General features: G+C 61.4%; 25 protein-coding genes and 1 pseudogene. 9 read left to right on the plus strand and 17 right to left on the minus strand.

What is annotated here, in order from left to right; genetic code table 11:
- The first annotated feature begins 212 nt into the window (after positions 1 to 212).
- Entirely contained in the window at positions 213 to 575 is a 363-nt protein-coding gene (locus tag J3P75_RS24020; RefSeq protein ID WP_434708419.1) for a DUF6124 family protein, read from the plus strand.
- 248 nt (positions 576 to 823) lie between these two features.
- Positions 824 to 1,411, plus strand: coding sequence for a ribosomal protein S5-alanine N-acetyltransferase (rimJ, locus tag J3P75_RS24025; protein WP_434708420.1), 588 nt, complete (start codon positions 824 to 826; stop codon positions 1,409 to 1,411).
- Here rimJ and J3P75_RS24030 read toward each other — a convergent pair.
- Together J3P75_RS24030 and J3P75_RS24035 are read right to left on the minus strand one after the other, a co-directional pair.
- Entirely contained in the window at positions 1,359 to 2,201 is an 843-nt protein-coding gene (locus J3P75_RS24030) for a phosphatase PAP2 family protein (protein ID WP_434708421.1), read from the minus strand. The two genes, rimJ and J3P75_RS24030, sit on opposite strands and share 53 nt — an antisense overlap.
- Complete coding sequence (locus tag J3P75_RS24035) at positions 2,198 to 2,869, minus strand: histidine phosphatase family protein (RefSeq protein WP_434708422.1); 672 nt, start codon at positions 2,867 to 2,869, stop codon at positions 2,198 to 2,200. Before J3P75_RS24035 ends, J3P75_RS24030 begins: the two co-directional genes overlap by 4 nt.
- Before the next feature lie 388 nt (positions 2,870 to 3,257).
- Between J3P75_RS24035 and J3P75_RS24040 the strand changes: the two are divergent.
- Positions 3,258 to 4,136 (plus strand): annotated as a pseudogene (locus J3P75_RS24040) (methyl-accepting chemotaxis protein); the annotation flags it as partial.
- Between the two features lie 201 nt (positions 4,137 to 4,337).
- Positions 4,338 to 5,042 carry a methyl-accepting chemotaxis protein gene (locus tag J3P75_RS24045; RefSeq protein ID WP_434598482.1) on the plus strand — a complete coding sequence of 235 codons (705 nt, stop codon included), beginning with the start codon at positions 4,338 to 4,340 and terminating at the stop codon, positions 5,040 to 5,042.
- A gap of 74 nt (positions 5,043 to 5,116) precedes the next feature.
- Here the strand turns inward: J3P75_RS24045 and J3P75_RS24050 are convergent, their stop codons facing one another.
- From J3P75_RS24050 to J3P75_RS24070, 5 genes are all read right to left on the minus strand, one after another.
- Positions 5,117 to 5,536, minus strand: coding sequence for a type II toxin-antitoxin system VapC family toxin (locus J3P75_RS24050; RefSeq protein WP_336356765.1), 420 nt, complete (start codon positions 5,534 to 5,536; stop codon positions 5,117 to 5,119).
- A complete protein-coding gene (locus tag J3P75_RS24055) occupies positions 5,533 to 5,778 on the minus strand; it encodes a FitA-like ribbon-helix-helix domain-containing protein (RefSeq protein ID WP_093104871.1) in 246 nt (81 codons plus the stop codon). The genes J3P75_RS24050 and J3P75_RS24055 overlap by 4 nt, the downstream gene beginning before the upstream one ends.
- 183 nt (positions 5,779 to 5,961) lie before the next feature.
- Positions 5,962 to 7,521 carry an FGGY-family carbohydrate kinase gene (locus J3P75_RS24060; protein ID WP_434708423.1) on the minus strand — a complete coding sequence of 520 codons (1,560 nt, stop codon included), beginning with the start codon at positions 7,519 to 7,521 and terminating at the stop codon, positions 5,962 to 5,964.
- Positions 7,518 to 9,110, minus strand: coding sequence for a glycerol-3-phosphate dehydrogenase/oxidase (locus J3P75_RS24065; protein WP_434708424.1), 1,593 nt, complete (start codon positions 9,108 to 9,110; stop codon positions 7,518 to 7,520). Before J3P75_RS24065 ends, J3P75_RS24060 begins: the two co-directional genes overlap by 4 nt.
- 5 nt (positions 9,111 to 9,115) lie before the next feature.
- Positions 9,116 to 10,711 carry an FAD-binding oxidoreductase gene (locus tag J3P75_RS24070; protein ID WP_434708425.1) on the minus strand — a complete coding sequence of 532 codons (1,596 nt, stop codon included), beginning with the start codon at positions 10,709 to 10,711 and terminating at the stop codon, positions 9,116 to 9,118.
- A 206-nt stretch (positions 10,712 to 10,917) separates the two neighbouring features.
- On the opposite strand from J3P75_RS24070, the gene gliR reads away from it, so the two are divergent.
- The gene (gene gliR / locus J3P75_RS24075) at positions 10,918 to 11,934 is read left to right on the plus strand and encodes an AraC family transcriptional regulator GliR (protein ID WP_434708426.1); all 1,017 of its coding nucleotides are present in this window, start codon (positions 10,918 to 10,920) and stop codon (positions 11,932 to 11,934) included.
- Between the two features lie 296 nt (positions 11,935 to 12,230).
- Here the strand turns inward: gliR and J3P75_RS24080 are convergent, their stop codons facing one another.
- From J3P75_RS24080 to J3P75_RS24095, 4 genes are all read right to left on the minus strand, one after another.
- Positions 12,231 to 12,599: a glyoxalase superfamily protein gene (locus tag J3P75_RS24080; protein WP_093104889.1), complete on the minus strand. Its 369-nt coding sequence runs from the start codon at positions 12,597 to 12,599 to the stop codon at positions 12,231 to 12,233.
- A gap of 118 nt (positions 12,600 to 12,717) precedes the next feature.
- Complete coding sequence (locus J3P75_RS24085; RefSeq protein WP_434708427.1) at positions 12,718 to 14,175, minus strand: N-acyl-D-amino-acid deacylase family protein; 1,458 nt, start codon at positions 14,173 to 14,175, stop codon at positions 12,718 to 12,720.
- 1 nt (position 14,176) lies between these two features.
- Positions 14,177 to 15,037, minus strand: coding sequence for a MurR/RpiR family transcriptional regulator (locus J3P75_RS24090; protein ID WP_434708428.1), 861 nt, complete (start codon positions 15,035 to 15,037; stop codon positions 14,177 to 14,179).
- A gap of 16 nt (positions 15,038 to 15,053) precedes the next feature.
- Positions 15,054 to 16,403: a GntP family permease gene (locus tag J3P75_RS24095; protein ID WP_434708429.1), complete on the minus strand. Its 1,350-nt coding sequence runs from the start codon at positions 16,401 to 16,403 to the stop codon at positions 15,054 to 15,056.
- A gap of 320 nt (positions 16,404 to 16,723) precedes the next feature.
- On the opposite strand from J3P75_RS24095, the gene J3P75_RS24100 reads away from it, so the two are divergent.
- Positions 16,724 to 17,203 (plus strand): hypothetical protein, encoded by a 480-nt coding sequence (locus tag J3P75_RS24100; protein WP_434708430.1) that lies wholly within the window; start codon positions 16,724 to 16,726, stop codon positions 17,201 to 17,203.
- Between the two features lie 15 nt (positions 17,204 to 17,218).
- Here J3P75_RS24100 and J3P75_RS24105 read toward each other — a convergent pair whose 3' ends face one another.
- From J3P75_RS24105 to J3P75_RS24115, 3 genes are all read right to left on the minus strand, one after another.
- A complete protein-coding gene (locus tag J3P75_RS24105; protein ID WP_434708431.1) occupies positions 17,219 to 18,112 on the minus strand; it encodes an NAD-dependent epimerase/dehydratase family protein in 894 nt (297 codons plus the stop codon).
- Positions 18,113 to 18,215: 103 nt separating this feature from the next.
- On the minus strand, positions 18,216 to 19,127 hold the full coding sequence (locus tag J3P75_RS24110; protein ID WP_434708432.1) for a LysR substrate-binding domain-containing protein: 912 nt from the start codon (positions 19,125 to 19,127) through the stop codon (positions 18,216 to 18,218).
- A 60-nt stretch (positions 19,128 to 19,187) separates the two neighbouring features.
- Positions 19,188 to 19,778: an NAD(P)H-dependent oxidoreductase gene (locus J3P75_RS24115; protein WP_434708433.1), complete on the minus strand. Its 591-nt coding sequence runs from the start codon at positions 19,776 to 19,778 to the stop codon at positions 19,188 to 19,190.
- A gap of 182 nt (positions 19,779 to 19,960) precedes the next feature.
- Between J3P75_RS24115 and J3P75_RS24120 the strand changes: the two genes are divergently transcribed.
- Positions 19,961 to 20,275, plus strand: a complete 315-nt coding sequence (locus J3P75_RS24120; RefSeq protein ID WP_434708434.1) for a putative quinol monooxygenase — start codon at positions 19,961 to 19,963, stop codon at positions 20,273 to 20,275.
- Here J3P75_RS24120 and J3P75_RS24125 read toward each other — a convergent pair.
- Positions 20,265 to 21,029, minus strand: a complete 765-nt coding sequence (locus tag J3P75_RS24125; protein ID WP_434708436.1) for a sulfite exporter TauE/SafE family protein — start codon at positions 21,027 to 21,029, stop codon at positions 20,265 to 20,267. The genes J3P75_RS24120 and J3P75_RS24125 overlap by 11 nt on opposite strands.
- A 214-nt stretch (positions 21,030 to 21,243) precedes the next feature.
- On the opposite strand from J3P75_RS24125, the gene J3P75_RS24130 reads away from it, so the two are divergent.
- Both J3P75_RS24130 and J3P75_RS24135 read left to right on the plus strand, forming a co-directional pair.
- Entirely contained in the window at positions 21,244 to 22,182 is a 939-nt protein-coding gene (locus tag J3P75_RS24130) for a LysR substrate-binding domain-containing protein (protein WP_434708437.1), read from the plus strand.
- Between the two features lie 42 nt (positions 22,183 to 22,224).
- Complete coding sequence (locus tag J3P75_RS24135; RefSeq protein ID WP_122589396.1) at positions 22,225 to 22,575, plus strand: cupin domain-containing protein; 351 nt, start codon at positions 22,225 to 22,227, stop codon at positions 22,573 to 22,575.
- Between the two features lie 217 nt (positions 22,576 to 22,792).
- Here the strand turns inward: J3P75_RS24135 and mmsB are convergent, their stop codons facing one another.
- Positions 22,793 to 23,680: a 3-hydroxyisobutyrate dehydrogenase gene (gene mmsB / locus J3P75_RS24140; protein ID WP_434708438.1), complete on the minus strand. Its 888-nt coding sequence runs from the start codon at positions 23,678 to 23,680 to the stop codon at positions 22,793 to 22,795.
- A gap of 10 nt (positions 23,681 to 23,690) precedes the next feature.
- Positions 23,691 to 25,217 (minus strand): CoA-acylating methylmalonate-semialdehyde dehydrogenase, encoded by a 1,527-nt coding sequence (locus tag J3P75_RS24145; RefSeq protein ID WP_434708439.1) that lies wholly within the window; start codon positions 25,215 to 25,217, stop codon positions 23,691 to 23,693.
- Between the last annotated feature and the right edge of the window lie 141 nt (positions 25,218 to 25,358).

The following is a 25,358-nucleotide window of genomic DNA, read 5'->3' on the forward strand; positions in this document are numbered from 1 at the left end:
CTATCAAAATTCCGCCATGCGCGTTTTTGGGGGCAGCAATGTCTCGCTCGCCTTTCCTACAAAAAAACCATCCTAGGACTTTTCCCTCAACCCGCGTCGACTCCCATGAACTGGCGCTCCCTCCCCCTCGCCGTTACCCTCCTCCATTCCTGCCATCCAGCGGACGGTCTGGCAGTTGAATCGCTGTGAATGTTCACCCACGGAGCTCCATCATGAAGAAAATCACCCGGCTCACGCTGGTTGGCCCGGCCACGGCCGATGCGCTGACCGCCAGTCCTGTCACGCCCTCCACTGCCACTCCACGTCCCGAAGCGTCGAGCCGGCGGCGGGCATTGCCGCTCAACCAGTTGATCAGGGTGCGTGACGATGTCGACACGCTGACGTTGCTCAACCATGCCAGCGAGATCCTCGATTCCCTCGTGGCCATCAGCGCCACGTTTGCCGATGAGTTCGACGGTTCGAAGTATCATGTGGCGGTGGCGATCAAGCAGTTGAGTGCGATGGCGGAGATGCTGGTTTGCCGGGCGCGGGACAATCTTGATCCGTCGGCTGCCGGGCCGGAAACCTGCCATTGAGTCGGTAAGACGCCTCAATCTCCGAGCCCTTGGACCGCGCTGTCAGCCACCTATCGAGATGAATTTTTATTCACTGCTCCTGCGCGGCCATCCCTTGTACAGTCCTCTCGCTCATTCAAGAAACTACGGTTCGCCCGCGCTCCTGCGGGCTTTTTTTTGCCTGAAAGAAAGTCCCTTTCACACCACGACTTGCCGTCATCCGGTGATTGCGCGACTCTGCGAGCAGATTTCTCGCTCCGGAGCGTCCGATGCCGCTGTTGACCCTGCCCTGCGAGCGCCTGACGCTTGCGATTCTAGATCCGGACCAGGCTGAGCTGGAAAGTGCGTTCTACCAACGCAATCAGCGTCATCTCGCGCCGTGGTCGCCGATTCGTACGACTGAGTATTTTTCCACCGAGCAGATTCGTCGGCGTCTCGATATTCAGGTCAGTGCCTTCGAAGCCGGGCTGGCGATGCATTTCGCGCTGTTGACGCTGGATGGTCAGCAGATGATTGGCGCGTGCAATTTCAGTGGGCTGATTCGTGGGGCGTTTCAGGCGTGTTATCTGGGTTATCACCTGGATGAAAAACATCAGGGCCAGGGCTTGATGGCCGAGGCGCTGGAGGCTGGTATCGGCTACATGTTCGATACGCAGAACCTGCACCGGATCATGGCCAACTACATTCCCGGCAATGAGCGCAGTGCGCGGCTGCTTGAGCGTTTGGGTTTCGAGAAAGAAGGCTACGCCAAGGCGTACCTGAACATTGCCGGGCGCTGGCAGGACCATGTGCTGACGGCGCTGGTCAATCCGCTGTTCGAAACGCCGGACAAGCGCTGGTCGCGGCGACTCGGCTGAGTGTTTGTTCACGCCGGCTCAAAACCGGCAACGCCAACCGCGCCCATCCATAGAACGCCAGCGCTGTCAGTAAACAGGCGAGCCAGACGAAGATGCCCGCCCACAGCGTGTGGGACATGTAGTGCCAGCCTTGCAGGACGCGGGTGGTGCCATAAATGAATCCCAGCAGCAGCGAGCCCCACAGGATGGCCTTGGACAAACGCCACTGATAGCGGCGTGCGACGAAGTACAGCGCCAGCATGGTGAAGCCGCCCGACGCATGTCCCCCCGGCCAACACCGACCACTGCCTGCCTCATGAAACAGCTGGAAGTTTTGGTACCACTCGATGTGCGGCATTTTTCCACCGTACAAGGTGGTTTCGATCGGGCAGTACACGCTGGTGTGGGACTTGAGGAAATGGATCACCCCGGTGCACACCGCAAAAGCGACCACCACAAAAAGAAAATCCCTACGGTGTTCTGCGCAGAATCGCAGCAGTGGTGCGACTTTGCTGCGTTGCAGCAATGCGCCGAGGCGTGGGCGCTTTTGCGGGTTTACCAGCGGCCAGATCACTGAGAGCAGCGCACCGATCAGGGCGATTTCTGCCGTCCAGTCGGGAATGATCCGCGCCCATTTATGGGTGAGTTTTTCGAAGAAGTGGATCTTGTCGATCGGGAACGTCTGGGTCTGCGGATCGAACAGCAGGTTGCTGATGGCAATGTCGACGGAGGTCATGTCGAACATCAGGAACACCAGCGCGGCGCAGAGCAACGGAATGCCGAAGTTGTAGGCATAAAAACGAGATTTCATCGGGTGGTCACCGTGCGCCAGTCGGAGGCTTCGATAAAGCCGAGCATTTTGGGCGCTGCGGTGTTGGCAGCGGAGATAAACAGCGACGCGCCGTAACCCGCGTTCGAGGCGGGTACGTTAAGGTCTTTTTCGATTTGCGCCATGCACTCGCTGTGGGTCACCAGGATCAGATTGCGGCCTGGCACCTTGTGCGCCAGCGCGTCTTGCAGCATTCGTCCGCGGCAGTTGATCAGCCAGTCATCACCGCTGGCGGCGTGATTGAACATATAGCCGGCGGTCTGCACGGTGCGCATTGACGGGCTGTTATAGATGTCGGCGTTGCTCAAACCCAGTTGCTCGAAACGCGCACCGACGGCGACGGCGACACTGCGCGAGCGCTCGGTGATACCGTCATGCCCGCTCAGGCATTGCGCTCGGGAGTGATCGCAGCGCTCGACGTGGCGCACCAGGGCGATCACGTCGCCTTGGGCCCAGTCCTGAGCCAATGCCTGCGCGCCGGCGACGTTGCCGTGCGCCAGGTCCGGCACCGCAGTGGGCGCCAGCAACCACAGGGTCAGCGGGATGACCAAAATGGATGCCGCCAGCACCACCCAAGTGTCGCGAAAACGCGCCAGTACGCGCAGATCGATCGCGCGTTTGACGCCGAACAGGTTCAGTCTCAATTCCACAAAAAGCCGCCTCGCCGCAATGCATCTGCTGTCATTCGATGCGGCGAAGGTACCGAGCCCGGCGTGGGCAGCCGGTGAAACCCATGTGAAAAAAGTCTTGGCGGCGGGCGTTCTGTACCGCAGGACAAAAAACCTTTCAGCTCTCGGTTTTGCGGCCGATACAGTCCTGCTTACACCCCTGCTGGCTCAAAAGAACAACAATCTTCCAGCTTAACTGACGACCAAGAAACCCAACGTTTCTGGAGGATTATTGATGAATAGCTGGTTCGGCAACATCAGCGTGAACATGAAACTGGGCCTGGGCTTCGGCCTGGTGCTGGCCCTGACGTGCGTTTTGGCCCTGACCGGCTGGACCAGCCTCGGCGGGCTGATCGACCGCAGCAACTGGATGAGCGATATCACCCAGCTCAACAGCGGCCTGACCAAACTGCGCGTGGTGCGCCTGCAATACATGCTGACCAATGGCGATGAAACCGCCGCGCAGAACGTGCAGACCACCCTCGATGGTTTCGCCGCTCAGCAGCAAGCGCTGATCAGTAAATTCAAGAGCCCGGAAAACGTCAAACTGCTCAAACAGCAGGCTGCGACCATTGCCGAATATCAGATTTCCCTGAACAAGATGCGCAACGCCTATCGCACCGGCAACAGCGCCCGCGACAGCATGAACGCCAACGCCGCGAGCGCGTACGATTTGATCGAATCGATCAGCCAGCGTGTGCAGCAAATGGAGCTGAGCGAGCAGCGTTTCGAACAGTTCCAGGCGGTCACGGCGGCCAAGGAAGCGTTCATCCTCGCGCGCTACGAAGTGCGCGGCTACACCGCCACCAGCAATGCCGAAACCGAGCAGAAAGCCGTCGCCCAGATCGATGCGGCGCTTGCCAGCCTCAAACCACTGAACAGCTATTTTGCGTCGACCCAGCAAGACGCGCTGCGTCAGCTGGAGACCGCGCTGGTCAATTACCGCAGCTCGTTGATGGCGTTCAAGAATGCCAACAGCGATGCGGTGCAGGCGCGTAAGGAAATGACTGACCAGGGCACCACCATCGTGTCCTTGAGCGAGCAGCTGTACCAGATTCAGCTCGACCGTCGTGACGTCGAAAGCGCCCAGGCGCGCACCTTCCAGTTGATCAGCACCCTGCTGGCACTGCTGGTGGGCGTGATTGCTGCGGTGATCATCACTCGCCAGATCACCCGTCCGCTGCAAGAAACATTGGCCGTGGTCGAGCGCATCGCGAGTGGCGATCTGACTCAGAACGTGACTGTCACGCGTCGCGACGAACTCGGCGTACTGCAACAGGGCATCGCGCGCATGGGCGTGACCCTGCGCGATTTGATCAGCGGTATCCGTGACGGCGTGACTCAGATCGCCAGCGCTGCGGAAGAACTGTCGGCTGTGACCGAGCAGACCAGTGCCGGCGTGAACAGCCAGAAAGTCGAGACCGATCAGGTCGCCACCGCCATGCACGAGATGACTGCCACGGTGCAGGAAGTTGCGCGCAACGCTGAAGAGGCTTCGCAAGCTGCCGCGGCGGCGGACGGTGAAGCCCGTGAAGGCGACAAGGTGGTGAACGAAGCCATCGCGCAGATTGAGCGTCTGGCCACTGAAGTGGTGCGTTCGACCGAAGCGATGAGCGTGCTGCAACAGGAAAGCGACAAGATCGGCAGCGTCATGGACGTGATCAAAGCCGTCGCCGAACAGACCAACCTGTTGGCGCTGAACGCCGCCATCGAAGCCGCCCGCGCCGGTGAGGCCGGTCGTGGTTTTGCTGTGGTGGCCGATGAGGTCCGTGGTCTGGCCCAGCGTACGCAGAAGTCCACCGAGGAAATCGAAGGCCTGGTTGCCGGTCTGCAGAACGGCACACAGCAAGTTTCGGCGGTAATGAACAACAGCCGCGCGCTGACCGACAGCAGCGTCGCCCTGACCCGCAAGGCCGGTGCGTCGCTGGAAAACATCACCCGCACGGTGTCGAACATCCAATCGATGAACCAGCAGATCGCTGCCGCTGCCGAGCAGCAAAGCGCCGTGGCCGAGGAGATCAGCCGCAGCATCATCAACGTACGCGATGTGTCTGAGCAGACCGCCGCAGCGAGTGATGAAACCGCCGCGTCGAGCGTTGAACTGGCGCGTCTGGGGGGTCAGTTGCAGCAGATGGTCAGCCACTTTCGCGTTTGATGCTTATTTAGCGCTGAAGCCAACACCCAATCGCGGGCTTGCCCGCGATGTCATTTCGAATGGTTAAAAGCGCCTCATGCTTCCCACGGGTTGATCACTTCGATTCCGGAAAATTCGAAATCTCTGATATTTCGCGTCGCTATTGCAGCACCGCAGCTTCGGCAGATTGCAGCGATTTGCGCGTCAGCCATCGCGACTCCCCTTCCCTTCGCTTCCGCACCAGCTACGAGCGTTGCGTATTCAACGGCTGAATGAGCATCGAACGGCAGGATTCGTCCGGCAAAGTCCTCTTCGAACATTGCCATAGCATGGGCTTCAAGTTTCTGTTTGCGCTTGCCAGACGGCAGCCTTGCTATGCCATGAAGTATTTCTGCCACCGTAACTGCACTGACTGCCAACTCCATTGCGGGCTGAGCATCAACCCAAGCCAGTACACGGGATTCAGGCTCAACTCGCATAAACTCCGAAAGAACATTGGTATCAAGGACTATCATTCAGAAAAATCCACCGCAGTGGCTTTTTCGGAACGTTCGGGCAGCTTGAGATCGACTCCGCCGACAGCGCTGAACCTGCCGCGGATCCGACTGCCAAGTCCTCCGGCTCGATCAACGGCTGCCAATGCTCTACCCAATATCAGGCGAGCCTCTTCTTCCATAGAGTGTCCATTGTGCGCAGCAGTAATTCTCAACTGCTCCTTTAGCTTCTCATCCAGATTTCTAATTGTGATACTGGCCATACCGCCCTCCTGCAATCAATGAAATCACTGATTGCAGGCTAGCATAGTTTGAGTTTCTTACATAACTGTGGGAGCGGGCTTGCCCGCGATGGCGTTGGGTCAGGCAATCCGATGCTGGCTGACACACTGCAATCGCGAGCAGGCTCGCTCCCACAGTTTTTGAGTCGTCCACATTGAGCGGCTTCACGCCGGATACCCAGTAATCTCCCGAATGCTCCGATACAGCGGTTTAAGCTGCCGATACATGCGCAGATACACCTCTGCATACAGCCGCTGATAAACCTGCTGCGCTTCAGGTTGTGGGGTGAACACCGTGCCCACGCGGGTCATTGCGGCGATGGCGCTGGGGAAGTCGGGGTGCAGGCCCAAGCCTACCGCGCAGCAGATCGCGGCGCCGAGACCGGAGGCTTCGTAGACATGCGGGCGCTCGGCCGGCAGGCCGAAGATGTTGGCGGTGAGCTGCATCGCCGCATCACTTTGCGATCCACCCCCGGCCACGCGCAGGCGCTCGATCGAGACCTTAGAGCGTTTCTCGATGTTCTCCATGCCTTGGCGCAGGGCATAGGCCAAGCCTTCGAGAATCGCCCGGTAGATATGCGCGCGGGTGTGCACGTCGCCGAAGCCGATCATCGCGCCTTTGGCTTCCACGCCCGGTTCGCGAATGCCCGGTGACCAGTAGGGTTGCAGCATCAATCCCATCGAACCCGGTGGCACCGCATTGACCAGCGCGTCGAACAGTTGCTCGGGCTCGATGCCCTGCTCTTGCGCTTGCTGCATTTCGCGCAGGCCGAACTCGTTCTTGAACCAGCTGACCATCCAGTAACCGCGGTAGATCATCACTTCGCAGTTGTACTGATCCGGCACCGCCGCGGGGTACGGTGGGATCAGCGGGACGATTTCCAGGTAGCGTGAACGGGTGCTGGTGATGGTCGCCGTGGTGCCGTAGGACAGGCACACGGTACTCGCGTCGACCACACCGGCACCGAGCACTTCGCAGGCCTTGTCGGCACCCGCAGCAATCAGCGGCAAGCCTTCGGGAATCCCGGTGTGACGGCTGGCCTCGGCGCTGATGTGGCCGAGGGTTTCGCCGGGTTTGTGCAGGGCCGGCAGTTGCTCGGGACGCACCGCCAGCGCCTGCCATTTCCAGTCACGTGGCGCCGCCCATTTCAGCCGTTTGAAATCGAACGGCAGGTAACCGACGCAGCAGCCCACCGAGTCGACAAAGCGCCCGCAGAGTCGATAGCTAAGAAACCCCGACAGCAGCAAAAACTTGTCGGTCGCCGCCCACACTTGCGGTTGATGCCGGGCAATCCAGTTGGCCTCGGCCTGGGTGCGAAAGTAGTCGACGGTGGCTTGCGCGCCGACCAGTTTCAACAGCCAGCCCCACGGTCCTTTGATGCTGCCGGCAACTTCGCTTTGACGCTGATCGAGCCACACGATCGCCGGGCGCAATGGCTTGCCCTCGGCATCAAGATTGATCAGCGTGCCACGCTGGGTGGTCAGGGAAACGCCGGCGATCTGCGCACGATCGATCGCGGTCTGTTGCCAAAGTTGCTGGCACGCCTCGCCGAGTTTCGCCCAGTAAAATTCCGGGTCCTGCTCGGCCCAGCCTGGTTGTGTCGAGTAATACGCTTGCAACTCGACCTTGCCTTTGCCAAGCAGATTGCCCTGCAGATCGAACAGCAGCGCGCGTACGCTCTGGGTGCCGTTGTCGATCGCCAGCAGGTATTTTTTAGCCGTCATGGCGTGATCTCCGGCAAGCCATGATCGCGTTGCCACAGCAAGCGATAACGTTGAATTTCCGCCTGCCAGCGCTCGTCGTTCCAGCTCAGGCGCGGCTGGCAGAGCGTACGGATCGCGGCGAAATGCTCCTCGCCGCCGCGCGCCAGCAACAGCCCGAGACGGGTGCGACGCAGCAGCAAGTCATCCAGATGCAGGACCAGTTCCGCCTCGCAGGCAAACGCCAGTTCGGCCCACAACGTATCCGTGGCGCCGACCGTTTCCGGCCCGACTTCGGCAATCAGTTGTGCCAGCCTCGGCAGATCACGACCATGGCGCCCGGCCAGGCGTCGCCATTGCTGCGGACGGAGGCTGGGGATTGGCGACGGTTGCACGGCGGCAAACACCGGCGCGGCGTCATCTTCAAAAGCGCGGCCGAGCATGTCGGCGCAGGCCTTGAGCACTTCAATCGCTTGCGGACGGAACGTGGTCAGTTTGCCGCCGGCCAAGGTGACGCAACCCGGCTCCTGCCACAGCACGTGTTCACGGGTTTCGTTCGACGGTTTGCCCTGATGGTTACCGGCAGCGCCGACCACCGGACGCACGCCGGCCCAGGTCGACAGCACATCCGTCGCCGTCACTTCCGCAGCGGGAAAGGCTTGCGTGCAAGCGGCCAGCAGGTAGTCGAGTTCTCCATTGCTGATGCTCGCGCTCTGATCCAGATCCTCACGATGATCGAGATCGGTGGTGCCGATGACCGTCGCGCCCTCCCACGGGAAAACGAACACCGGCCGACGATCGCGCGCATGCAGGAAGGTCAGCGCCTGCGCGACCGGCAAGCGCCAGCCCGGCAGCAGCAGATGACTGCCGCGCAGCGGGCGCAATTGCCGTGGCGAATCGCTCGGGCGCAGGCGTTCGGCCCATGCCCCCGTGGCTACCGCGAGCACAGCGCAGCGCAATTGCAGTGTCTTGCCCGCCTCACAATCTTCGACTGCAACGCCACACACCCGGCCGTCTTCACGCAGCACCTGTGCCACGCGCAAACCATTGAGCACCACCGCGCCATCGGCGCGCGCCTCGCGCAAGACGCGCATCACCAGCCGGGCATCATCGGTCAGTGCATCGACAAAACGGGTGCCGCCGAGCAGGTTATTTTCCTTCAGCCCCGGCGTCAGAAAACGCAGCTGCTGCGCGTCATGAAAACGATGGCTGCGGCGCCCGGCCAAGGCGTCGTAGACGCTCAACAATCCGCCCAACACACGCGGGCCGGGAAAGCCGCCGCGATAGTGCGGCATCAGGAAACTCATCGGCTCGACCAGCCCCGGCGCCTCGTCGAGCAGACGCTGGCGTTCGCGCACCGAATCGCGGGTCAGCCGCCACTGGCCCTTGGCGATGTAACGCAAACCACCATGGACCATTTTCGAAGAACGGCTGGAGGTGCCCCAGGCAAAATCCCGCTGCTCCAGCAATAGACAGCGCCAGCCACGCCGCGCCGCTTCACGCACAATTCCCGCGCCGCTGATGCCGCCGCCGATCACGATCAGGTCCCAGTTTTCGTCCGCCAGAGTTGGCAGCATTTGCTCGCGCCACGCGGCGTTCCAGTTCTCACTCATGGCGGTCACTCCGCCAGCAACGTGCCGGGATTGAGGCGCCCGGCCGGATCGAAATGCTTGCTCAACGCCTGCAAGGTTTCTAGCGCCAGCGCGCCCTTCTCGCGCAGCAGGTACGCCGCGTGGTCCTTGCCGACGCCGTGCTGATGGCTGATGGTGCCGTAGTTGGCGACGATGGTTTGACTGGCCGCATGTTTGAGCGCCTGCCAGCGCGCCAGTGTCGCCGGGTAATCCGCCGCCGGGCGAAACACGTAAGTGGTGTAGATGCTCGAGCCTTCGCCGTAGACGTGGGACAGGTGGGTGAATACATGCACGCGTTCACCTTCAGCGGCCAAGGCGTCGCGCAGGCTGCTTTCGATGAGGTTGAGCAGGTTATCGACGTTGCTCCAGTCGGTCGCGGTTTCGAGGGTGTCGACCACGTAACCGGCGTTCCACAGGTTCTCGCGCAGGTAGGGGAAACGGAAGCGGTTCTGCGCCCACTTCTTGCCAAGCAAAGTGCCGGTGAATACACCGCCGAACGCTTTGAGATGCTGGCGCGCCTGGCGCAACGACAGCGCGTTCTGCTGACGATTGCCGGTCACGCCGAAGGTCAGCAGGCATTTGCTAGCCCCCGCACCGCGCAGGCTCAGGTACTTTTCCAGCCAGGCGATCTGTTGCGGATGACCGGCCAGGGCCAATTGCGTTTCGGTTTCCACCGCGTTGGACAGGCGCAGCATCGACAGCGGCACGCGCGCCTGGGCCAGTTGGCGAATGGCGCCGAGTGCCTGCGCCCAGTCCGGCAGGAACACGCCATAGAAACGCTCATCGGCAGGCAGCGCACTGACGCGCACCTTGACCTCGGAAATGATCCCGAACCGGCCCTCGCAACCGAGCACTATTTCGCGCAGGTCCGGGCCGGCCGCCGAGGCTGGAAAGGTCGAAATCTGTAGCGGTCCGGCGAAGGTTTCCAGAGTTCCGCCGGCGAACAATTGCTCGATGCGCCCATAGCGCAACGACTGCTGGCCACTCGAGCGACTGGCGACCCAACCGCCCAGCGTCGACAGCTCCCACGACTGCGGAAAATGCCCCAGGGTATAGCCGCGCGCACGCAACTGACTCTCGACCTGCGGGCCGCTCGCACCGGGGCCGAACGTCGCCAGCAGGCTCTGTTCGTCGAGGTCGGTCAAGCGATTCATCCGCGCCAGCGACACCGTCAGCACCGGCCGCGCGGACGTTGGCGGATTGATGTGCCCCGCCACCGACGTGCCGCCTCCGTAAGGGATCAGGCACACGTCCTGCTCTTCCGCCAGTTTCAGCAATTGGCGGATGTCGCTAGCGGTCTCGGGAAAAGCTACAGCGTCGGGATAAACGCCCAGCGTGCCTTCGCGCAGTGCCAGCCAGTCCGGCAGACTTTGCCCGCGCGCATGCAGCAAACGGTCGTGGGCGTCGATGCTGTACAAGGCGTGCGCCGGCAACCGCGACGCAGGCACCCGGGCCAGTGCGGTATCCAGCGAGGCGTCGGGCAGCGCGCGGCCCTCGCCCACCCGCTGCGCAAGAAAACTTGCGCCCTGCGCCGGCAGCTCGACCACCGTGGTTGCGTCTCCCCAGCCATTCCAGCGTCGCATGCGTGTGTCCTTATGGGCCGTCGAATCAGTGCGGCTTCAAGTTCTCATACTAGCCAGCGGCGCCGAAGTGTCACGGTCGTATCCGGCCAGTTCGAGTAGCCAATTGAGTCAGCCGGCGTGCCAGATACGGTCATTTACTTTCGCCGGGGTTTCACCGTACCTTTCGGCCATCCCTTCGCTCAGGCATTGCTCAAAGGAACGCGATCATGCAATCGCTCGGCTTCACTTCGGTTCCGCCGCTGCTCAAATACCTGCGCCATGCCGAGCACTTGGGCATGGCCATCGAGCCGGCGCTGGCGGCGGCCGGGTTGCAGGCGCAGCAGTTGAGCGACAACGGCTTGCGCTTGCCGGGCGAGGCGCATGAGCGTTTGCTCGACTATTTCTGTGAGCATTCCGGCGATCCGTTGTTTGGTCTCAACGCAGCGAATTTCGTCCTGCCCAATTCCTGGAGCGTGCTCGGTTACATCACCATGAACTGCGCGACGCTGGGCGATGCAATGAGCCGGATCATGCCGTTCGAAAAACTGGTCGGCGACATGGGCGTCAGCCGCACCGAAATGCGCGACGAGCAGGTGCATTTGATCTGGGATTGCCGTCATCAGCGCCCGCGAATCCGTCGGCATCTGGTGGAAAACGTGCTCGGTTCGTGGCTGCACTATGCGCGCTGGATTGCCGACACGCAGCTGTCGCCGGCCTGCGTTTGGCTGGAGCATTCGCGACCGGATGAAGCGGCGTTGGCGCAGTACGAGCAGTTTTTTGGTTGCCCGGTGTTGTTCGATCAGCCGTATTCGGCGCTGCTTGTGCCGCTGGCCTATCTGCAATTGCCGTTGCGTCAGGCCGATGCACAGTTGTTGCGCACGCTGGAGGAACACGCGCTGGGCTTGCTGGCGACGCTGGAGGACGCGCCGCTGGCGCAGCAGGTGAAAAACATTCTGCGCGGCCTGCTCAAGCAGGGCTTGCCGCGCAAGGAGCAAGTGGCCGAACAGCTGAATGTGTCGCTGCGCACCTTGCAGCGGCAATTGCAGCAGGCAGGAACGTCGTATCAACAGGTGCTCGATGAGTTGCGTCAGGAACTGGCGGAGCATTATCTGCTCAACAGTGATTTGCCGATTCAGGAGATTGCGCAGTATCTCGGATTTACCGAACCTCGCTCGTTTCACCGGGCGTTCAAGAACCGACGGGGGATGCCGCCGGGGGAGTTTCGGCAGGTGCATCGGCGGTGATTGGTCGGGCCTTTTCGCGAGCAGGCTCGCTACCACGGTTGATCGTGGTTGGTCGCGAGTTTGGTGTTTACCCCGTTTCCCCTCACCCCAGCCCTCTCCCAGAGGGAGAGGGGGCCGACCGCGGTGTCTGGCGCTGTGTATCGACCTGAACGAACGCGTCGATTTTGGATTCGGCAAAGCGAAATCAGGTCGGCGTATAACTGGAGCATCCCCGAATCGGTCCCCTCTCCCTCTGGGCGGTCCGACGTTTCGGGAGGGCTAGGCGGGCGGCGTTCCGATGAGGGGCTTTTCCCGCGTCAGAGACTGATCGCATTGGTAAACACCAGCCGATTGCCAAACGGATCGGCAATCGTCATGTCCTGGCTGCCCCATGGCATCGCCTGAATCTGCGGGTGTGAAAACGTGTAGTCCTTGGCGATCAATTGCTGCTGAAAAACCTCCAGCTCATCGGTCTCGATGCGCAGCGCCGAACCCGGGCACGCGTCGCCGTGATGCTCGGACAAATGCAGCACACAATCGCCGCGCGACACCTGCAGATACAGCGGAAAATTCGCTTCGAAGCGATGCTGCCAGTCGATCTTGAAACCGAGAAAATCGACGTAGAACTCAACAGCTTTGGCTTCATCGAAGATCCGCAGGATCGGTGTGGTTTTGCCGAAGCTCATGGGGTGCTCCCTGACTGATTGGCCCCACAGTGTAGACGGGGTGGATGTCAGCAAGTCGGCCTGCTGCCGGCTTTCTTTAGTCGCAATGTGCCATCATTGTGACGCAGACCACGAATCGTCAACGAAAGTTGTCGCGCAGATCACCCTGTCGCGCAAGAAACCGCCCTGCCCTGCGACCGTTCGCCTGGCCCTCTTGATAGCTCAACACGCCGTTGATCCACACCCCGTCAATGCCCTGCGCTGGCCGTTGCGGATCGTTGAAATCGGCGACGTCGCGCACCGTCACCGGGTCGAACAACACCAGATCCGCCCAATAGCCTTCACGGATTTCGCCCCGCTCTTTCAAGCCAAAGCGCGCTGCCGACAGGCCGGTCATCTTGTGTACCGCGGTGTGCAGCGGAAACAGGCCGACGTCGCGACTGAAATGCCCCAGCACCCGTGGGAAAGCGCCCCACAAGCGCGGATGCGGGAACGGGTCTTCGGGCAGTCCGTCAGAGCCGACCATGGACAGTGGATGAGCAAGGATGCGTCTGACATCGGCCTCGTCCATGCCGTAATACACCGCGCCTGCCGGTTGCAGACGTTTCGCGGCGTCGAGCAGCGGCAGATTCCATTCGGCGGCGATGTCGATCAGGTCGCGACCGCTGACTTGCGGGTGCGGTGTCGACCAGGTGATGGTGATGCGATGAGCATCGGTGACTTGCTTGAGGTCCAGTGTCGAAGAACTCGCTGCGTAGGGATAACAATCGCAGCCGACCGGGTGGTTTTTTGCCGCACCTTCCAGCGCCGCCAGCAGTTGCGGACTGCGCCCCCAATTGCCTACACCGGCGCATTTGAGGTGGGAAATGATCACCGGTGATTGCGCATGACGGCCAATTTGAAAAGCCTCGTCCATGGCTTCGAGCACCGGGGCGAATTCGCTGCGCAAATGGGTGGTGTAAACCGCACCGAATGCCGTCAGTTCTTCAGTCAGTTGCATCACTTCATCGGTCGAGGCGTTGTAGGCGCTGGCGTAGGCCAGGCCTGTGGATAAACCCAAGGCACCGGCTTCCAGGCTTTCGCGCAACTGCTCGCGCATCGCCGCAATTTCATCCGCAGTCGCAGTGCGCAACAGATCGTCGAGGTGATTGCTGCGCAGCGCCGTGTGGCCGACCAGTGCGGCGACATTCAGTGTGGTGTTCGCCGCTTCGACCGCCGCGCGGTAATCGCTGAAGCGTGGGTAAACGAACGCGGCCTGAGTGCCGAGCAGGTTCATCGGGTCCGGCGGATCGCCCTTTAAGGTGACCGGCGAAGCGCTGATGCCGCAGTTGCCGACGATCACCGTGGTCACGCCCTGGCTGAGCTTGGGCAGCATCTGCGGTTGGCGAATCACGACAGTGTCGTCGTGGGTGTGCACATCGATGAATCCCGGCGCCAGCACGCGGCCGGCGGCGTCGATTTCTTCCCTGGCTCTGGCGTCGTGCAGGTCGCCGATGCGCTCGATGCGGCCGTTGAGAATCGCCACGTCGGCTTCATAGCCTGGGGTGTTGCTGCCGTCGATGACCAGAGCGTTGCGAATCAGCGTGTCGTACTGCATGTCAGTCTCCCAGCGGCAGGTGATCGTCGCCGCCACGGTATTCGTCGAGGGCGAGTTTGATCCGCCGCAGACGTTCTTGATTGTCTTCAGGACTGGCCAGCGCCAGCTCGGTGGCGAGCACGTCGATGGCCAGCAGCATGCCGTAGCGCGCCGCCGTCGGTTTGTAGATGAACGAGGTTTCCGCGCCTTGCAGCGGCAGGACGACGTCGGCCAGTTCGGCCAGTGGCGAATCGGCGCGGGTGATGGCGAGGATGCGCGCGCCGTAGTTGCGCGCCAGTTCTACAGTTTCCAGCAGCTCCGGGGTGATGCCGGTCAATGAGCAGACGATGACTACTTGCTCGGCGTTCAGGCTGGCCGCGGTGACGCGCATCATCACTGCGTCATGACACACCGCAATCGGGTAGCCGAGGCGCACCAGGCGCACCTGCAATTCATCGCTGCACAGGGTCGAGCATCCGCCCATACCGAACGCATGAATCATCCGCGCCTGACCAAGCATTCTCACCGCGTCGGCGAAGCGCGATTCGTCGAAACCGGCCAGATGCTGGCGCAGCGTGGTTTCAATGTCGCCGACGATCTGCCCGTAGAACGCCGACTGTTCAGGCGTCCCCGCCGGATCAAGGAAACGGCTGCCGACGCCGCTGGCCTGGGCCAGTTGCAGACGCAGATCACGCAGGTCGCGGCAGCCGACCGTACGGGCAAACCGCGACAGCGTGGCGGTGCTGACTTCGGCGCGTTGCGCGAGGTCTTCGAGGCTGGCGCTGGCGGCGAAACCCACATCGTCGAGCATCAGCCGGGCGATGCGCCCTTCGCCTGCGCTGAAGGAATCCTGGCGGGCGCGGATCTGGTAGAGGATATCCATGGGCGGCGGGCTCCGGTTACAGCAGGTAAGAAAGGCCAACGGTCAGGCCGAAAGCGACCAGCGAGATCAGCGTCTCAAGTATCGTCCAGGTCTTGAACGTCTGCGCGACGCTCATGTTGAAGTATTCCTTGATCAACCAGAAGCCGCCGTCATTGACGTGGGAAAAGATAACCGAGCCCGCGCCGGTCGCCAGCACCAGCAGCTCCGGGTGTGGATAACCCAGACCAATGGCCACCGGCGCAACCACCCCGGATGCGGTGGTCATCGCCACGGTTGCGGAGCCGGTGGCGATGCGCATCAACGCGGCGAACAGCCAGCCCATGAGCAGCGGCGACAGATGAAATTCATGGGCGAGGCCGACGATCTGATCGGTCACGCCAGCGTCCACCAGAATCCGGTTCAAGCCACCGCCGGCACCGACCAGCAGGGTGATGCTGGCGGTTGGCGCGAGGCATTCGTTGGTGAACTTGAGGATCGATTCGCGGTTGAAGCCTTGGGCGATGCCGAGTGTCCAGAAGCTCAGCAAGGTCGCCAGCAACAGGGCGATGACCGAGTTACCGACGAACAGCAGGAACTGGTTGAACCCGCTGCCCGGCGTGGAAATCAGATTGGCCCAGCCGCCGATCAGCATCAGCACCACCGGCAACAGAATGGTCGCCATGGTGATGCCGAAACCGGGCAGTTTGTCGCGTGGCTCGCGGTCCAGAAATTGTTTTTCCAGCGGGTTATCCGCCGGCAATTGAATGCGCGGCACGATGAATCTGGCGTACAGCGGGCCGGCGATGATTGCAGTCGGAATACCGATGGCGATCGCGTAGAGCAAGGTCTGCCCGACCGAGGCCTGATACGCCTGCACCGCGAGCATCGCCGCCGGATGCGGCGGCACCAGTGCATGCACCACCGACAGGCCCGCAACCATCGGCAACCCAACCATCAGAATCGACACACCGACTCGCCGCGCCACGGTAAAGGCAATCGGCACCAGCAAGACGAAACCGACTTCGAAGAACAGCGGCAGCCCCACCAGAAAGGCGATGCAGACCATCGCCCAGTGCGCGTTCTTCTCGCCGAACTTATCGATCAAGGTTCGCGCCATCTGCTCGGCACCGCCGGACTCGGCCATCATCTTGCCAAGCATCGTCCCCAGCGCCACCACCAGCGCAATGTGCCCCAGCGTCTTGCCGACCCCGGCCTCATATGCCCCTACCACGCCCGACGGTGGCATGCCGGCGACCAGAGCCAAGCCGATGGAAATCAGGGTGATGACGATGAACGGATTGAGCCGGTAACGGGCGATCAACACGATCAGCGCGATGATGGCGACAGCGGCATAGACCAGCAGCCAGTAGCCGAAAGAAGGCGTCATGCGGTACTCCTCGAAAGGGTCACGTTCGAATGGGTTGTGAAACTCATAAATCATTTCGAGATCGAGATTTCAAACCGCATGAAAGTAATTTTCGTGGAGAGGCAAGGTGTGTCGCTGATGGGTATGGGTTGTCGTGATGAATGAAAATCGTGGGGTGGGATTTACATGCCTTCTCAATTACCGCAAAACCAATGTAGGAGTGAGCCTGCTCGCGATAGCGGTGTATCAAGCAATGAATGTGCTGGCTAAGCTGACCCCATCGCTTGCAGGCAAGCTCCCACCATTTGATCGCTATTCTTCAGTTCAAACGCGGGTAACCTGTGGGAGCCAGCCTGCTGGCGATGGCGGTGGGTCAGGCAAGGGATGTGTTGGCTGGGCTGGCCCCATCGCTTGCAGGCAAGCTCCCACAATTGATCGCTATTCTTCAGTTTGAACGCGGACAACCTGTGGGAGCCAGCCTGCTGGCGATAGCGGTGGGTCAGGCAATGAATGTGTTGGCTGGGCGGGCCCCATCGCTTGCAGGCAAGCTCCCACAATTGATCGCTATTCTTCAGTTTGAACGCGGACAACCTGTGGGAGCCAGCCTGCTGGCGATGGCGGTGGCGGTGGGTCAGGCAATGAATGTGTTGGCTGGGATGACCCCATCGCTTGCAGGCAAGCTCCCACAATTGATCGCGATTCTTCAGTTCGAACGCGGACAACCTGTGGGAGCCAGCCTGCTGGCGATGGCGGTGGGTCAGGCAAGGGATGTGTTGGCTGGGCTGGCCCCATCGCTTGCAGGCAAGCTCCCACAGGTTTGATGTGTTGAGGTGAACTCACACCATCTCGTGACGAATCCACTCAACCACCGAAGTGCGCTTCGGCACCCAGCCCAGCAATGCGCGGGCCTTTTTGCCGCGGACGCGGCTGTTGGAGCCGAGGCCGTAGTTGGCCATCTCGTAGCCCCATTCGGCCTCGGCGTCCTGCAGCGGCCAGTCTTGTGGCTGGCCCAGATTCAGCGCGGCGGCCATGGCGGTGGTCATGTCGACGAACGACGCTTCGCCGCTTTCGACAAAGTAGAAGGTGCCCGGCACATTCTTGCTCAACGCCAGCAGATACAGCGCCACGACGTCTTCGATGTGCACGTTGGACCAGATGTTCTGCCCGGTGCCGACATGCCGCACCACACCACTTTTGCGCGCCTGTTTCAGCAGGCGCGGCAGTTGCACACTGTCACGATTGACGCCGAGGCTATGACCGTAGATCAGCGTGTTGCAGATGACAGCCGAATTCACGCCGTCCTTCGCCGCAGCAAGCACCAGGTTGTCGATCGCCACGCGCGCGGCTTTATCGACGGTCGGCTCCGGCAAGTTGTCTTCGTAGTAGATGACGTCGCTGGACTTACCGCCCGACGCATCGCCGACAATGCTCGACCCGCTGGTATGCAGAAACACTTTGTTGGAGCCGCGCAAAGCGTCGAGCAACGCTTCGACCGCGCCGCGATGGTCGCTGCTGGCGGCGTTGATTACCGCATCCGCCGCGCGGGCCTGTTCGGCGAGCAATGCCTGATCATCAAGAGTGCCGACGACGGCGCTAATCCCGAGCGCCTTGAGCTCCGCAGCCTGTTCGGCACTGCGCACCAGACCGGTGACCTGATGCCCAGCCTGAACCAGACCAGTGGCGATGGAACCGCCGATAAAACCGGCAGCGCCGGTAACGAATACGTTCATGGAGAAACTCCCTGCGTGAATAAGTGATGCGGCGAGTATCGACCGCTGACCCCGATCGAAAAACCCGCCCGCGGCCAAATCACTGTTGCGCAGGGATCACGAATCAGCCCTTGAAATCCGCGCTGGCGTACGCCGCAAGCTTGCTCTGGATGAAATCGAGAAAGCACTGAATGCGCAGCGCCAGTTGCGAATTTCGGTAGTACACCGCGTTGATCGGCTGGCGGTATCCGCTGTTGAATTCAGCCAGCAGGACTTTCAAGCGCCCGGCACGAATGTCATCGATAGTCATGAAGTGCGACAGACAGGCAATGCCCTGCCCTTCCAGCGCCAGGTGGCGCACGGTCTCGCCGCTGGAAGCGCTGATCGCCGCGGTGATCGGCCAGCGGTCACCGTGCACGTAGCGCAGCGGCCATTGGTTGAGGCCTTCGTTCTGGGTAAAACCGAGCAGCGTGTGTTCGCTCAGATCCGCCACTTGTCGTGGCGTGCCGTGCTGTTTCAGATAGGCCGGGCTGGCGACGATCAGCAACGGGCTGCAGCCGAGCGAACGCGCATGCAGCGTCGAATCGGCGAGGGTGCCGATGCGGATGGCGATGTCGGTGCTTTGTTCCAGCAGATCAATGATCAGGTCATTGCTGTTGAGTTCGAGCTGAATATCCGGGTAGAGCCGGCGAAACTCGTCGATGTAGGGCACGATGGCGTGCAGCATGAACGGTGAGGCGGCGTTGATCCGCAGTCGCCCGGACGGTGTTTGCTGGCGCGAGGACAGGCGTTCTTCGAGTTGATCCATCTGGTCGAGAATCAGCTTGGCCTGTTCGAAGAAGTACCGGCCCTCCTCGGTCAGGTCCATGCGCCGCGTGGTGCGGTTGATCAGCGTGGTGTCGAGTTTGGCTTCCAGCCGCGACAGCGTGCGACTGACCGCCGACGGCGTCTGCCCGACCTGTTCGGCTGCGGCGGAAATCGAACCGCATTCGATCACGCAGACGAAAATCTGCAATTCATCGGATCTGGCTTTCACGGGTGTCCTCTGCTCGATGGGCCTGCCACACAGGCGCAGGCCCACGATAGTAGCCGAGCATCAGCCCTTGAGGCCAAACACCTCGGTCAAATGCTGCGCGTAACGCGCCACGTCGTTTTCGATGTTCGGGCGCTTCATCACGTCAACGCAGAGGAAGGTTGGCAACGCGGTCATGCCGAGAAATTCGTTGGCCTTGTGAAACGGGAAGTACACCGCATCGACGCCCTTGGCTTCAAAGAAATCGCTCGGGTCATCGAAGGCTTGCTGAGGTGCGTTCCAGGTCAGCGACAACATGTACTGCTTGCCCTGGATCAAGCCGCCGCTGCCGTATTTCTGCGACGCGTCGGAACGGGTGCGGCCATCGCTGGCGTAGAGGCTGCCGTGGCCCTCGGTAAAGACTTCGTCGATGTATTTTTTTACGGTCCATGGCGCGCCCATCCACCAGCCCGGCATCTGATAAACGATCACGTCGGCCCAGAGGAATTTCGCCACTTCCTCGGCGACGTCGTAGCCCTCGTCGATGAAGGTGGTTTTCACATCGACACCGCCACGGTCCAGCACGCTCAGCGCGGATTCATGCAGGGTGGCGTTGTAGCGACCGTCGGAATGAGCGAATTTTTTACCGCCATTGAGCAACAGTACTTTTTTCATGACAAAGCCTCAGCGCAGCCATTGGGCTGGATGGAAAGTGGAAATGGAATGGCGGCAGATTAACGGCTCGCGTCGCGCGGAATAAGCCATGCCCGCGCAAAATACATTTGAGCAAAACGCACGAATCGATTAGAGATTGTTGTCGTAGCATTCGGCGCTTTGATGAATGTGAGGACGTTGTGATGAGTGAACGCGAGGGCTTTATCCTGCACGCCAAAACCCGCCCGGAACGCGCCGAGGCTTTTGAAGCGCTGTTTAGCGCCTATGTCGAACCGAGTCGCGCCGAACCCGGTTGCATCGAATACCACATGCTGCGCGACAAGGAAGATCCGACGCTGTTCATCTTCTACGAGATCTGGGAATCGCAAGCGCACTTGGACGAGCACTCGAATCTGCCGCACATGAAGGATTTTTTCGACCGGCGCATGGAATACCTGGAGCGCGATTTCGACATCCGCCCGATCGACATGCTCAGCCCTCCCTCGGCTAAGCGCTGATCAGCAAATGGGCGCCGAGCGCGCCCAGACCGATAAAGAACACTCGCATGAACAGCACTGCACTGATGCGCTGGCGCAGCCATTGGCCGAGCCACATGCCAAGCAGGGCCGGAATCAGCACCAGCACCGAAGCGCCGAGTTCGCCACCCCCCAGCGCACCGCGCCAGAGCAAGCCTGCGGCCAAGGCAAGTGTCGACACCGTGAACGATAGGCCCAGCGCCTGCACCAGTTCATCGCGGCGCAAGCCCAGCGCTTGCAGGTACGGCACCGCCGGAATCACGAACACGCCGGTGGCCGAGGTGATGATGCCGGTGATCAAACCGCAGAGCGGGCCGAGCCAGCTTTCATGGCGCGGGCTGACGCGCAGTGTTGGCAGGAACAGTCCGCTCAACGCATAGAGCAGCAGCGCCGCGCCCAGCCCGCGCACCACCCAATGCCCGCCCGCCATGCCGATCCACAGCGTACCGACGGCGGTGCCGAGGGAGATCAGCAGCAGCATCGGCCATAGGCGTTTGATCAGACCCGTGAGATGCCCGCCGAATGCCAGTTGCCAGAGATTGGTCAAGGTTGCCGGAATGATCAGCAGCGCGGCTGCCTGCGCCGGCGCCATAGCCAGACCGAGCAGGCCCATGGCGACCGTGGGCAGGCCAAGGCCGATGACGCCTTTGACCAGGCCGGCGAGCAGGAAGGTGAGGATGATCAGCAGAGACAGTGCTGGGCCGAGGTTTTCGTAGAAGTCGATGAGGGTATGCATGATGCTACTTTGCGCCAGTCGGGGTTGGCTGAAAATCTGCCATATACTGAGGCTGCCTCAATCAATGCAAGAGCCTGCCCCCTGTTTTGATGCATCTGGCCTCATCGCCAGCAGGGCTGGCTCCCACAGGTTTGTGCTCACCGCAGATCTTTGTGGGAGCTAGCCCTGCTAGCGATAAGGCCAGCCCAGACAACACAAAAACCCCAGGCACCTCATGCACTTCGACCTCACCGACCTGCGCCTCTTCCTGCACATCCTCGACACCGGCAACATCACCGCCGGCGCCGTCCGCAGCCATTTATCCCTGGCCGCGGCCAGCGCCAGAGTCCGCGCGATGGAAGCCTCACTCGGCACCGAATTTCTCGAGCGCGGTCGCCGTGGCGTGACGCCGACGCCCGCCGGCAACGCCCTCGCCCGCCATGCCCGCGTCATCCTGCAACAGGCCGAGCGCATGCAGCAGGATCTGGCCGATTACGCCCAAGGCGTCAAAGGCCAGGTGCGCCTGCTGTGCAACACCACGGCGATCACCGAATACCTGCCGGAACCGCTCGCGGATTTTCTGCGCAGCCATGCCAATCTCGACATCGAGCTGCAGGAACTGCCCAGCGCACGGATCACCCACGCCTTGCGTGAAGGCGCAGCAGATCTCGGGATTGTGTCTGACGCAGTCGACACTGGCGGCTTACAGACTCAGCCGTTTCGCCACGACCCCTTGGTGCTGATTCTGCCGCTCGACCACCCGTTGTCTGACGCCGTCGCAGTCAGTTTCAGTGCGGCGTTGCAGCACGACTTTGTCGGACTCAGCGCCGATAGCGCCTTGGCCATTTACCTCGAAGAACAAGCGCTGCACAGCGGTGCGCGCATGCAAGTGCGCATTCGCGCCGAGGGCTTTGATGGGGTAATGCGCATGGTCGGCCGGGGCGCGGGGCTGGCGATCGTGCCGCTGGCGGCGGTCGAACGCGCGGCGCCTGGAACCTTCAAAAGCGTAGCGTTGAATGAACCCTGGGCGCGCCGGACTCTGATGATGTGCGCCAGAGATTTCAGCGCACTGCCGCCCTACGCGCAGGCGTTGTTACACGCGCTGACCGATCCGCGCGTTTCTGAGCAGTTCGATGTCGACCCCAGACAACTGAACGGCGACCGCGCGCTATAGGGTGCGACTTCATTCCTCAAGTCCACCCGCCCCGGAGTCCTCATGACCGCGACCGCCCCTATCACCGTTCTGCGCGACACCCACCCGCTGCCGGTACTCGACGCCTGCAAATGGGAAAAACTCGAAGGCGACCCGCACACCGTCAACCTCAACGCCTACACCAGCGAAGACGGCAGCAAGATCATGGGCACCTGGATCTGCACACCGGGCAAGTGGCGCGTCGAGTATGTGAAGTGGGAATACTGCCATTTCCAGGAAGGCTACTGCGTGATTACCCCGGACGGCATGGCGCCGATCCACCTGCGTGCCGGCGATATCTTCGTGGTCGAGCCGGGCATGAAAGGCACCTGGGAAGTGGTCGAGACCGTGCGCAAATATTTCGTTTTCGCCTGATGCAAAAAAGCCGGGGAATCACCCGACGTGATTTCCCGGCAAACATTATCAAGTACACCCCAATTCCCTGTGGGAGCCAGCCTGCTGGAGCTGCAATCGGCTCCCTCCCCTCGGGAGAGGGCTGGGGTGAGGGGGAGGACTGTCAGGCGATGATGTGTTGAGGCTGACGCCGTCTTCGCGAGCAGGCCCGCTCCCACAGATTTTGCACCAAGGCCTCCTACTGTGGTTTGCGATAGCTGTTGATGATCGCCGAGAAATCCTTGCCGCCATCACCGCGCTGACTCATCGCCTGATACAACTGCTGCGCCACCGCGCCGAGTATCACCGGCTGATGCGCCTGACGCGCTGCTTCGGTGGCCAGGCCAAGATCCTTGAGCATCAGCCCCGCCCCGAAGCCACCGGTATAGCCCCGCGAGGCCGGCGCCGTTTCGACGATGCCCGGCCACGGGTTGTACATTTCCGAACTCCAGCAGCGGCCGGTCGAGCTGTTGATGATCCCGGCCAGCACCGAAGTGTCGATACCCAGCGCATCGCCCAGCGCCATCGCCTCGCTGACGCCAACCATGGAGATCGCCAGCAGCAGGTTGTTGCAGATCTTGGCGATCTGCCCGGTGCCGACTTCACCGCAATGCACGATGTTGCGGCCCATCTGCGCCAGCACCGGTTGCAGGGTGGCGAACAGTTCCGGGGTAGCGCCGACCATGAAGGTCAGCGTCCCGGCCGTCGCACCGCCGGTGCCACCGGATACCGGCGCGTCGGCCATGGCCACGCCGTGTTTGGCCGCGGCGGCCGCGACGTCGCGTACTGTCTGCGGATCGATGGTGCTGCAATCGACCGCCGGCACGCCTGGGCGGATGCCAGCAAGCACACCTTCCTCACCGAGCCAGACGCTGCGCACATGCACGGCGGCCGGTAGCATGGTGATCACCCGTTCGGCATCCTCGGCAGCCTCGCGCGCCGAAGCGCGGATGGTGCCGCCCAGTTGTTCCAGTTCGGCCAGCACGGTCTTGTTCAGATCGACCAGATTCAGCGAATGGCCAGCCTTGATCAGATTGCGCGCCATCGGCGCGCCCATGTTGCCCAGACCGATAAATGCGATTTTCATGATCGAATCCTCAGCGCAGGTTGATGGTGGTGTTCACGCCGTCGTTGACGCTGTCGTCATCGAACCAGCGCGCCGTAACCGTTTTGGTCTGCGTGTAGAACTGCACCACTTGCTTGCCGTACGGGCCGAGGTCGCCGAGTTTCGAGCCGCGCGAACCGGTGAAGCTGAAGAACGGCACCGGCACCGGAATCGGAATATTGATGCCAACCTGACCGACGTCGATTTCAGTCTGGAACTTGCGCGCCGCCGCACCGCTCTGGGTGAACAGACCGGTGCCGTTGCCGAACGGGTTGGCGTTGACCAAAGCGATGGCCTGATCGAGGGTGTCGACTTCCAGCACCACCAGCACCGGGCCGAAGATTTCCTGGGTGTAGATCTGCATGGCCGGCGTCACGCCGGAAAACAGGGTCGGGCCGACAAAGTTGCCCTGCTCGTAGCCCGGCACCTGGATGTCGCGACCGTCGAGCTCCAGCTTGGCGCCTTCCTTGATGCCGCTTTCAATCAGCTCAAGAATTCGCGCCTTGGCCTTTTTCGAAATCACCGGACCCACGTCGGTGCCCGGCTCGTTGCCGGCATTGACCTTGAGCTTCTGCGCCAGCGCTTTCAGATCCGGCAGCCACTGCTTCGCTGCACCGACCAACACCACCACCGAGGTCGCCATGCAACGCTGCCCGGCCGCACCGAAACCGGCGCCGACCAGCGCGTTCAGAGCTTGCTCGCGATTGGCGTCCGGCAGGACCACGGCGTGGTTTTTCGCACCCATCATCGATTGCACGCGTTTGCCGTGTTTACCGGCCAGGTCGTAGACGTGCGTGCCGACGGCGGTCGAACCGACGAACGACACGGCCTTGATGTCCTTGTGCGTGCACAGGCCATCGACCACGTCCTTGCCGCCGTGCACGACATTAAGCACGCCCGCAGGCACGCCAGCCTCGATCGCCAGTTCGACCAACAACATGGTCGACAGCGGATCCTGCTCCGACGGTTTCAGCACGAAGGTGTTGCCGCAAGCGATGGCCATCGGGAACATCCACAGCGGAATCATCGCCGGGAAGTTGAACGGCGTGATGCCGGCGCACACGCCGATCGGCTGACGCAGCGTATAGGTGTCGACGCCGCCGGCAACGTTTTCGGCGAACTCGCCCATCTGCAGGGTGCCGATCGAACACGCGTGCTCGACCACCTCCAGACCACGGAAAATGTCGCCTTCAGCGTCGGCAATGGTTTTGCCCTGCTCGGCGCTCAGCACCACGGCGATACGTTTGGAATGCTCACGAATCAGCGCTTGCAGCTTGAGCATGATGCGCATCCGTGCGCCAATCGGAGTCAGCTTCCAGGTCTGGAATGCGCGCTGCGCGGCGATGACCGCCGCATCGACTTCATCAGCGGTAGCAAACGGCACTTTCGCCAGCACTTGCTGGGTCGCCGGATTGACGATGTCGTGCCATTCAGTGGTCTGCGATTCGACCCACTCGCCGTCAATCAACAGTTTGACCTTCTGCAGCGTGGTGTCGTTGGGCGTAAGCGATGCGTTCATGCTGGTCTCCATAACTTGTTTTTATCGGAGGAGCCAAGGCGAGAGGTTCGCCTTGAGATGAGGCGTGTGTCCAGAATGGTTGTCGGACGGTTTTTGGAGTATAGATGTGCAAACTTCTAATAAGAACGCACATATAAGCCC

The organism is Pseudomonas sp. R1-1, assembly GCF_051132135.1.
In the GTDB taxonomy this organism is placed as follows: Bacteria; Pseudomonadota; Gammaproteobacteria; order Pseudomonadales; family Pseudomonadaceae; genus Aquipseudomonas.

Excerpts from the sequence above, each read along its gene's own strand:
- J3P75_RS24050 (WP_336356765.1), bottom strand. The coding sequence starts at position 5,536 with ATGATAGTCCTTGATACCAATGTTCTTTCGGAGTTTATGCGAGTTGAG.
- J3P75_RS24020 (WP_434708419.1), top strand. The coding sequence starts at position 213 with ATGAAGAAAATCACCCGGCTCACGCTGGTTGGCCCGGCCACGGCCGAT.
- J3P75_RS24085 (WP_434708427.1), bottom strand. The coding sequence starts at position 14,175 with ATGCAGTACGACACGCTGATTCGCAACGCTCTGGTCATCGACGGCAGC.
- J3P75_RS24095 (WP_434708429.1), bottom strand. The coding sequence starts at position 16,403 with ATGACGCCTTCTTTCGGCTACTGGCTGCTGGTCTATGCCGCTGTCGCC.
- J3P75_RS24060 (WP_434708423.1), bottom strand. The coding sequence starts at position 7,521 with ATGACGGCTAAAAAATACCTGCTGGCGATCGACAACGGCACCCAGAGC.
- J3P75_RS24135 (WP_122589396.1), top strand. The coding sequence starts at position 22,225 with ATGACCGCGACCGCCCCTATCACCGTTCTGCGCGACACCCACCCGCTG.
- J3P75_RS24145 (WP_434708439.1), bottom strand. The coding sequence starts at position 25,217 with ATGAACGCATCGCTTACGCCCAACGACACCACGCTGCAGAAGGTCAAA.
- J3P75_RS24090 (WP_434708428.1), bottom strand. The coding sequence starts at position 15,037 with ATGGATATCCTCTACCAGATCCGCGCCCGCCAGGATTCCTTCAGCGCA.
- J3P75_RS24045 (WP_434598482.1), top strand. The coding sequence starts at position 4,338 with ATGACTGCCACGGTGCAGGAAGTTGCGCGCAACGCTGAAGAGGCTTCG.
- rimJ (WP_434708420.1), top strand. The coding sequence starts at position 824 with ATGCCGCTGTTGACCCTGCCCTGCGAGCGCCTGACGCTTGCGATTCTA.
- J3P75_RS24065 (WP_434708424.1), bottom strand. The coding sequence starts at position 9,110 with ATGAGTGAGAACTGGAACGCCGCGTGGCGCGAGCAAATGCTGCCAACT.
- J3P75_RS24080 (WP_093104889.1), bottom strand. The coding sequence starts at position 12,599 with ATGAGCTTCGGCAAAACCACACCGATCCTGCGGATCTTCGATGAAGCC.
- J3P75_RS24055 (WP_093104871.1), bottom strand. The coding sequence starts at position 5,778 with ATGGCCAGTATCACAATTAGAAATCTGGATGAGAAGCTAAAGGAGCAG.
- J3P75_RS24130 (WP_434708437.1), top strand. The coding sequence starts at position 21,244 with ATGCACTTCGACCTCACCGACCTGCGCCTCTTCCTGCACATCCTCGAC.
- J3P75_RS24125 (WP_434708436.1), bottom strand. The coding sequence starts at position 21,029 with ATGCATACCCTCATCGACTTCTACGAAAACCTCGGCCCAGCACTGTCT.
- J3P75_RS24030 (WP_434708421.1), bottom strand. The coding sequence starts at position 2,201 with ATGAAATCTCGTTTTTATGCCTACAACTTCGGCATTCCGTTGCTCTGC.
- mmsB (WP_434708438.1), bottom strand. The coding sequence starts at position 23,680 with ATGAAAATCGCATTTATCGGTCTGGGCAACATGGGCGCGCCGATGGCG.
- gliR (WP_434708426.1), top strand. The coding sequence starts at position 10,918 with ATGCAATCGCTCGGCTTCACTTCGGTTCCGCCGCTGCTCAAATACCTG.
- J3P75_RS24105 (WP_434708431.1), bottom strand. The coding sequence starts at position 18,112 with ATGAACGTATTCGTTACCGGCGCTGCCGGTTTTATCGGCGGTTCCATC.
- J3P75_RS24070 (WP_434708425.1), bottom strand. The coding sequence starts at position 10,711 with ATGCGACGCTGGAATGGCTGGGGAGACGCAACCACGGTGGTCGAGCTG.
- J3P75_RS24115 (WP_434708433.1), bottom strand. The coding sequence starts at position 19,778 with ATGAAAAAAGTACTGTTGCTCAATGGCGGTAAAAAATTCGCTCATTCC.
- J3P75_RS24120 (WP_434708434.1), top strand. The coding sequence starts at position 19,961 with ATGAGTGAACGCGAGGGCTTTATCCTGCACGCCAAAACCCGCCCGGAA.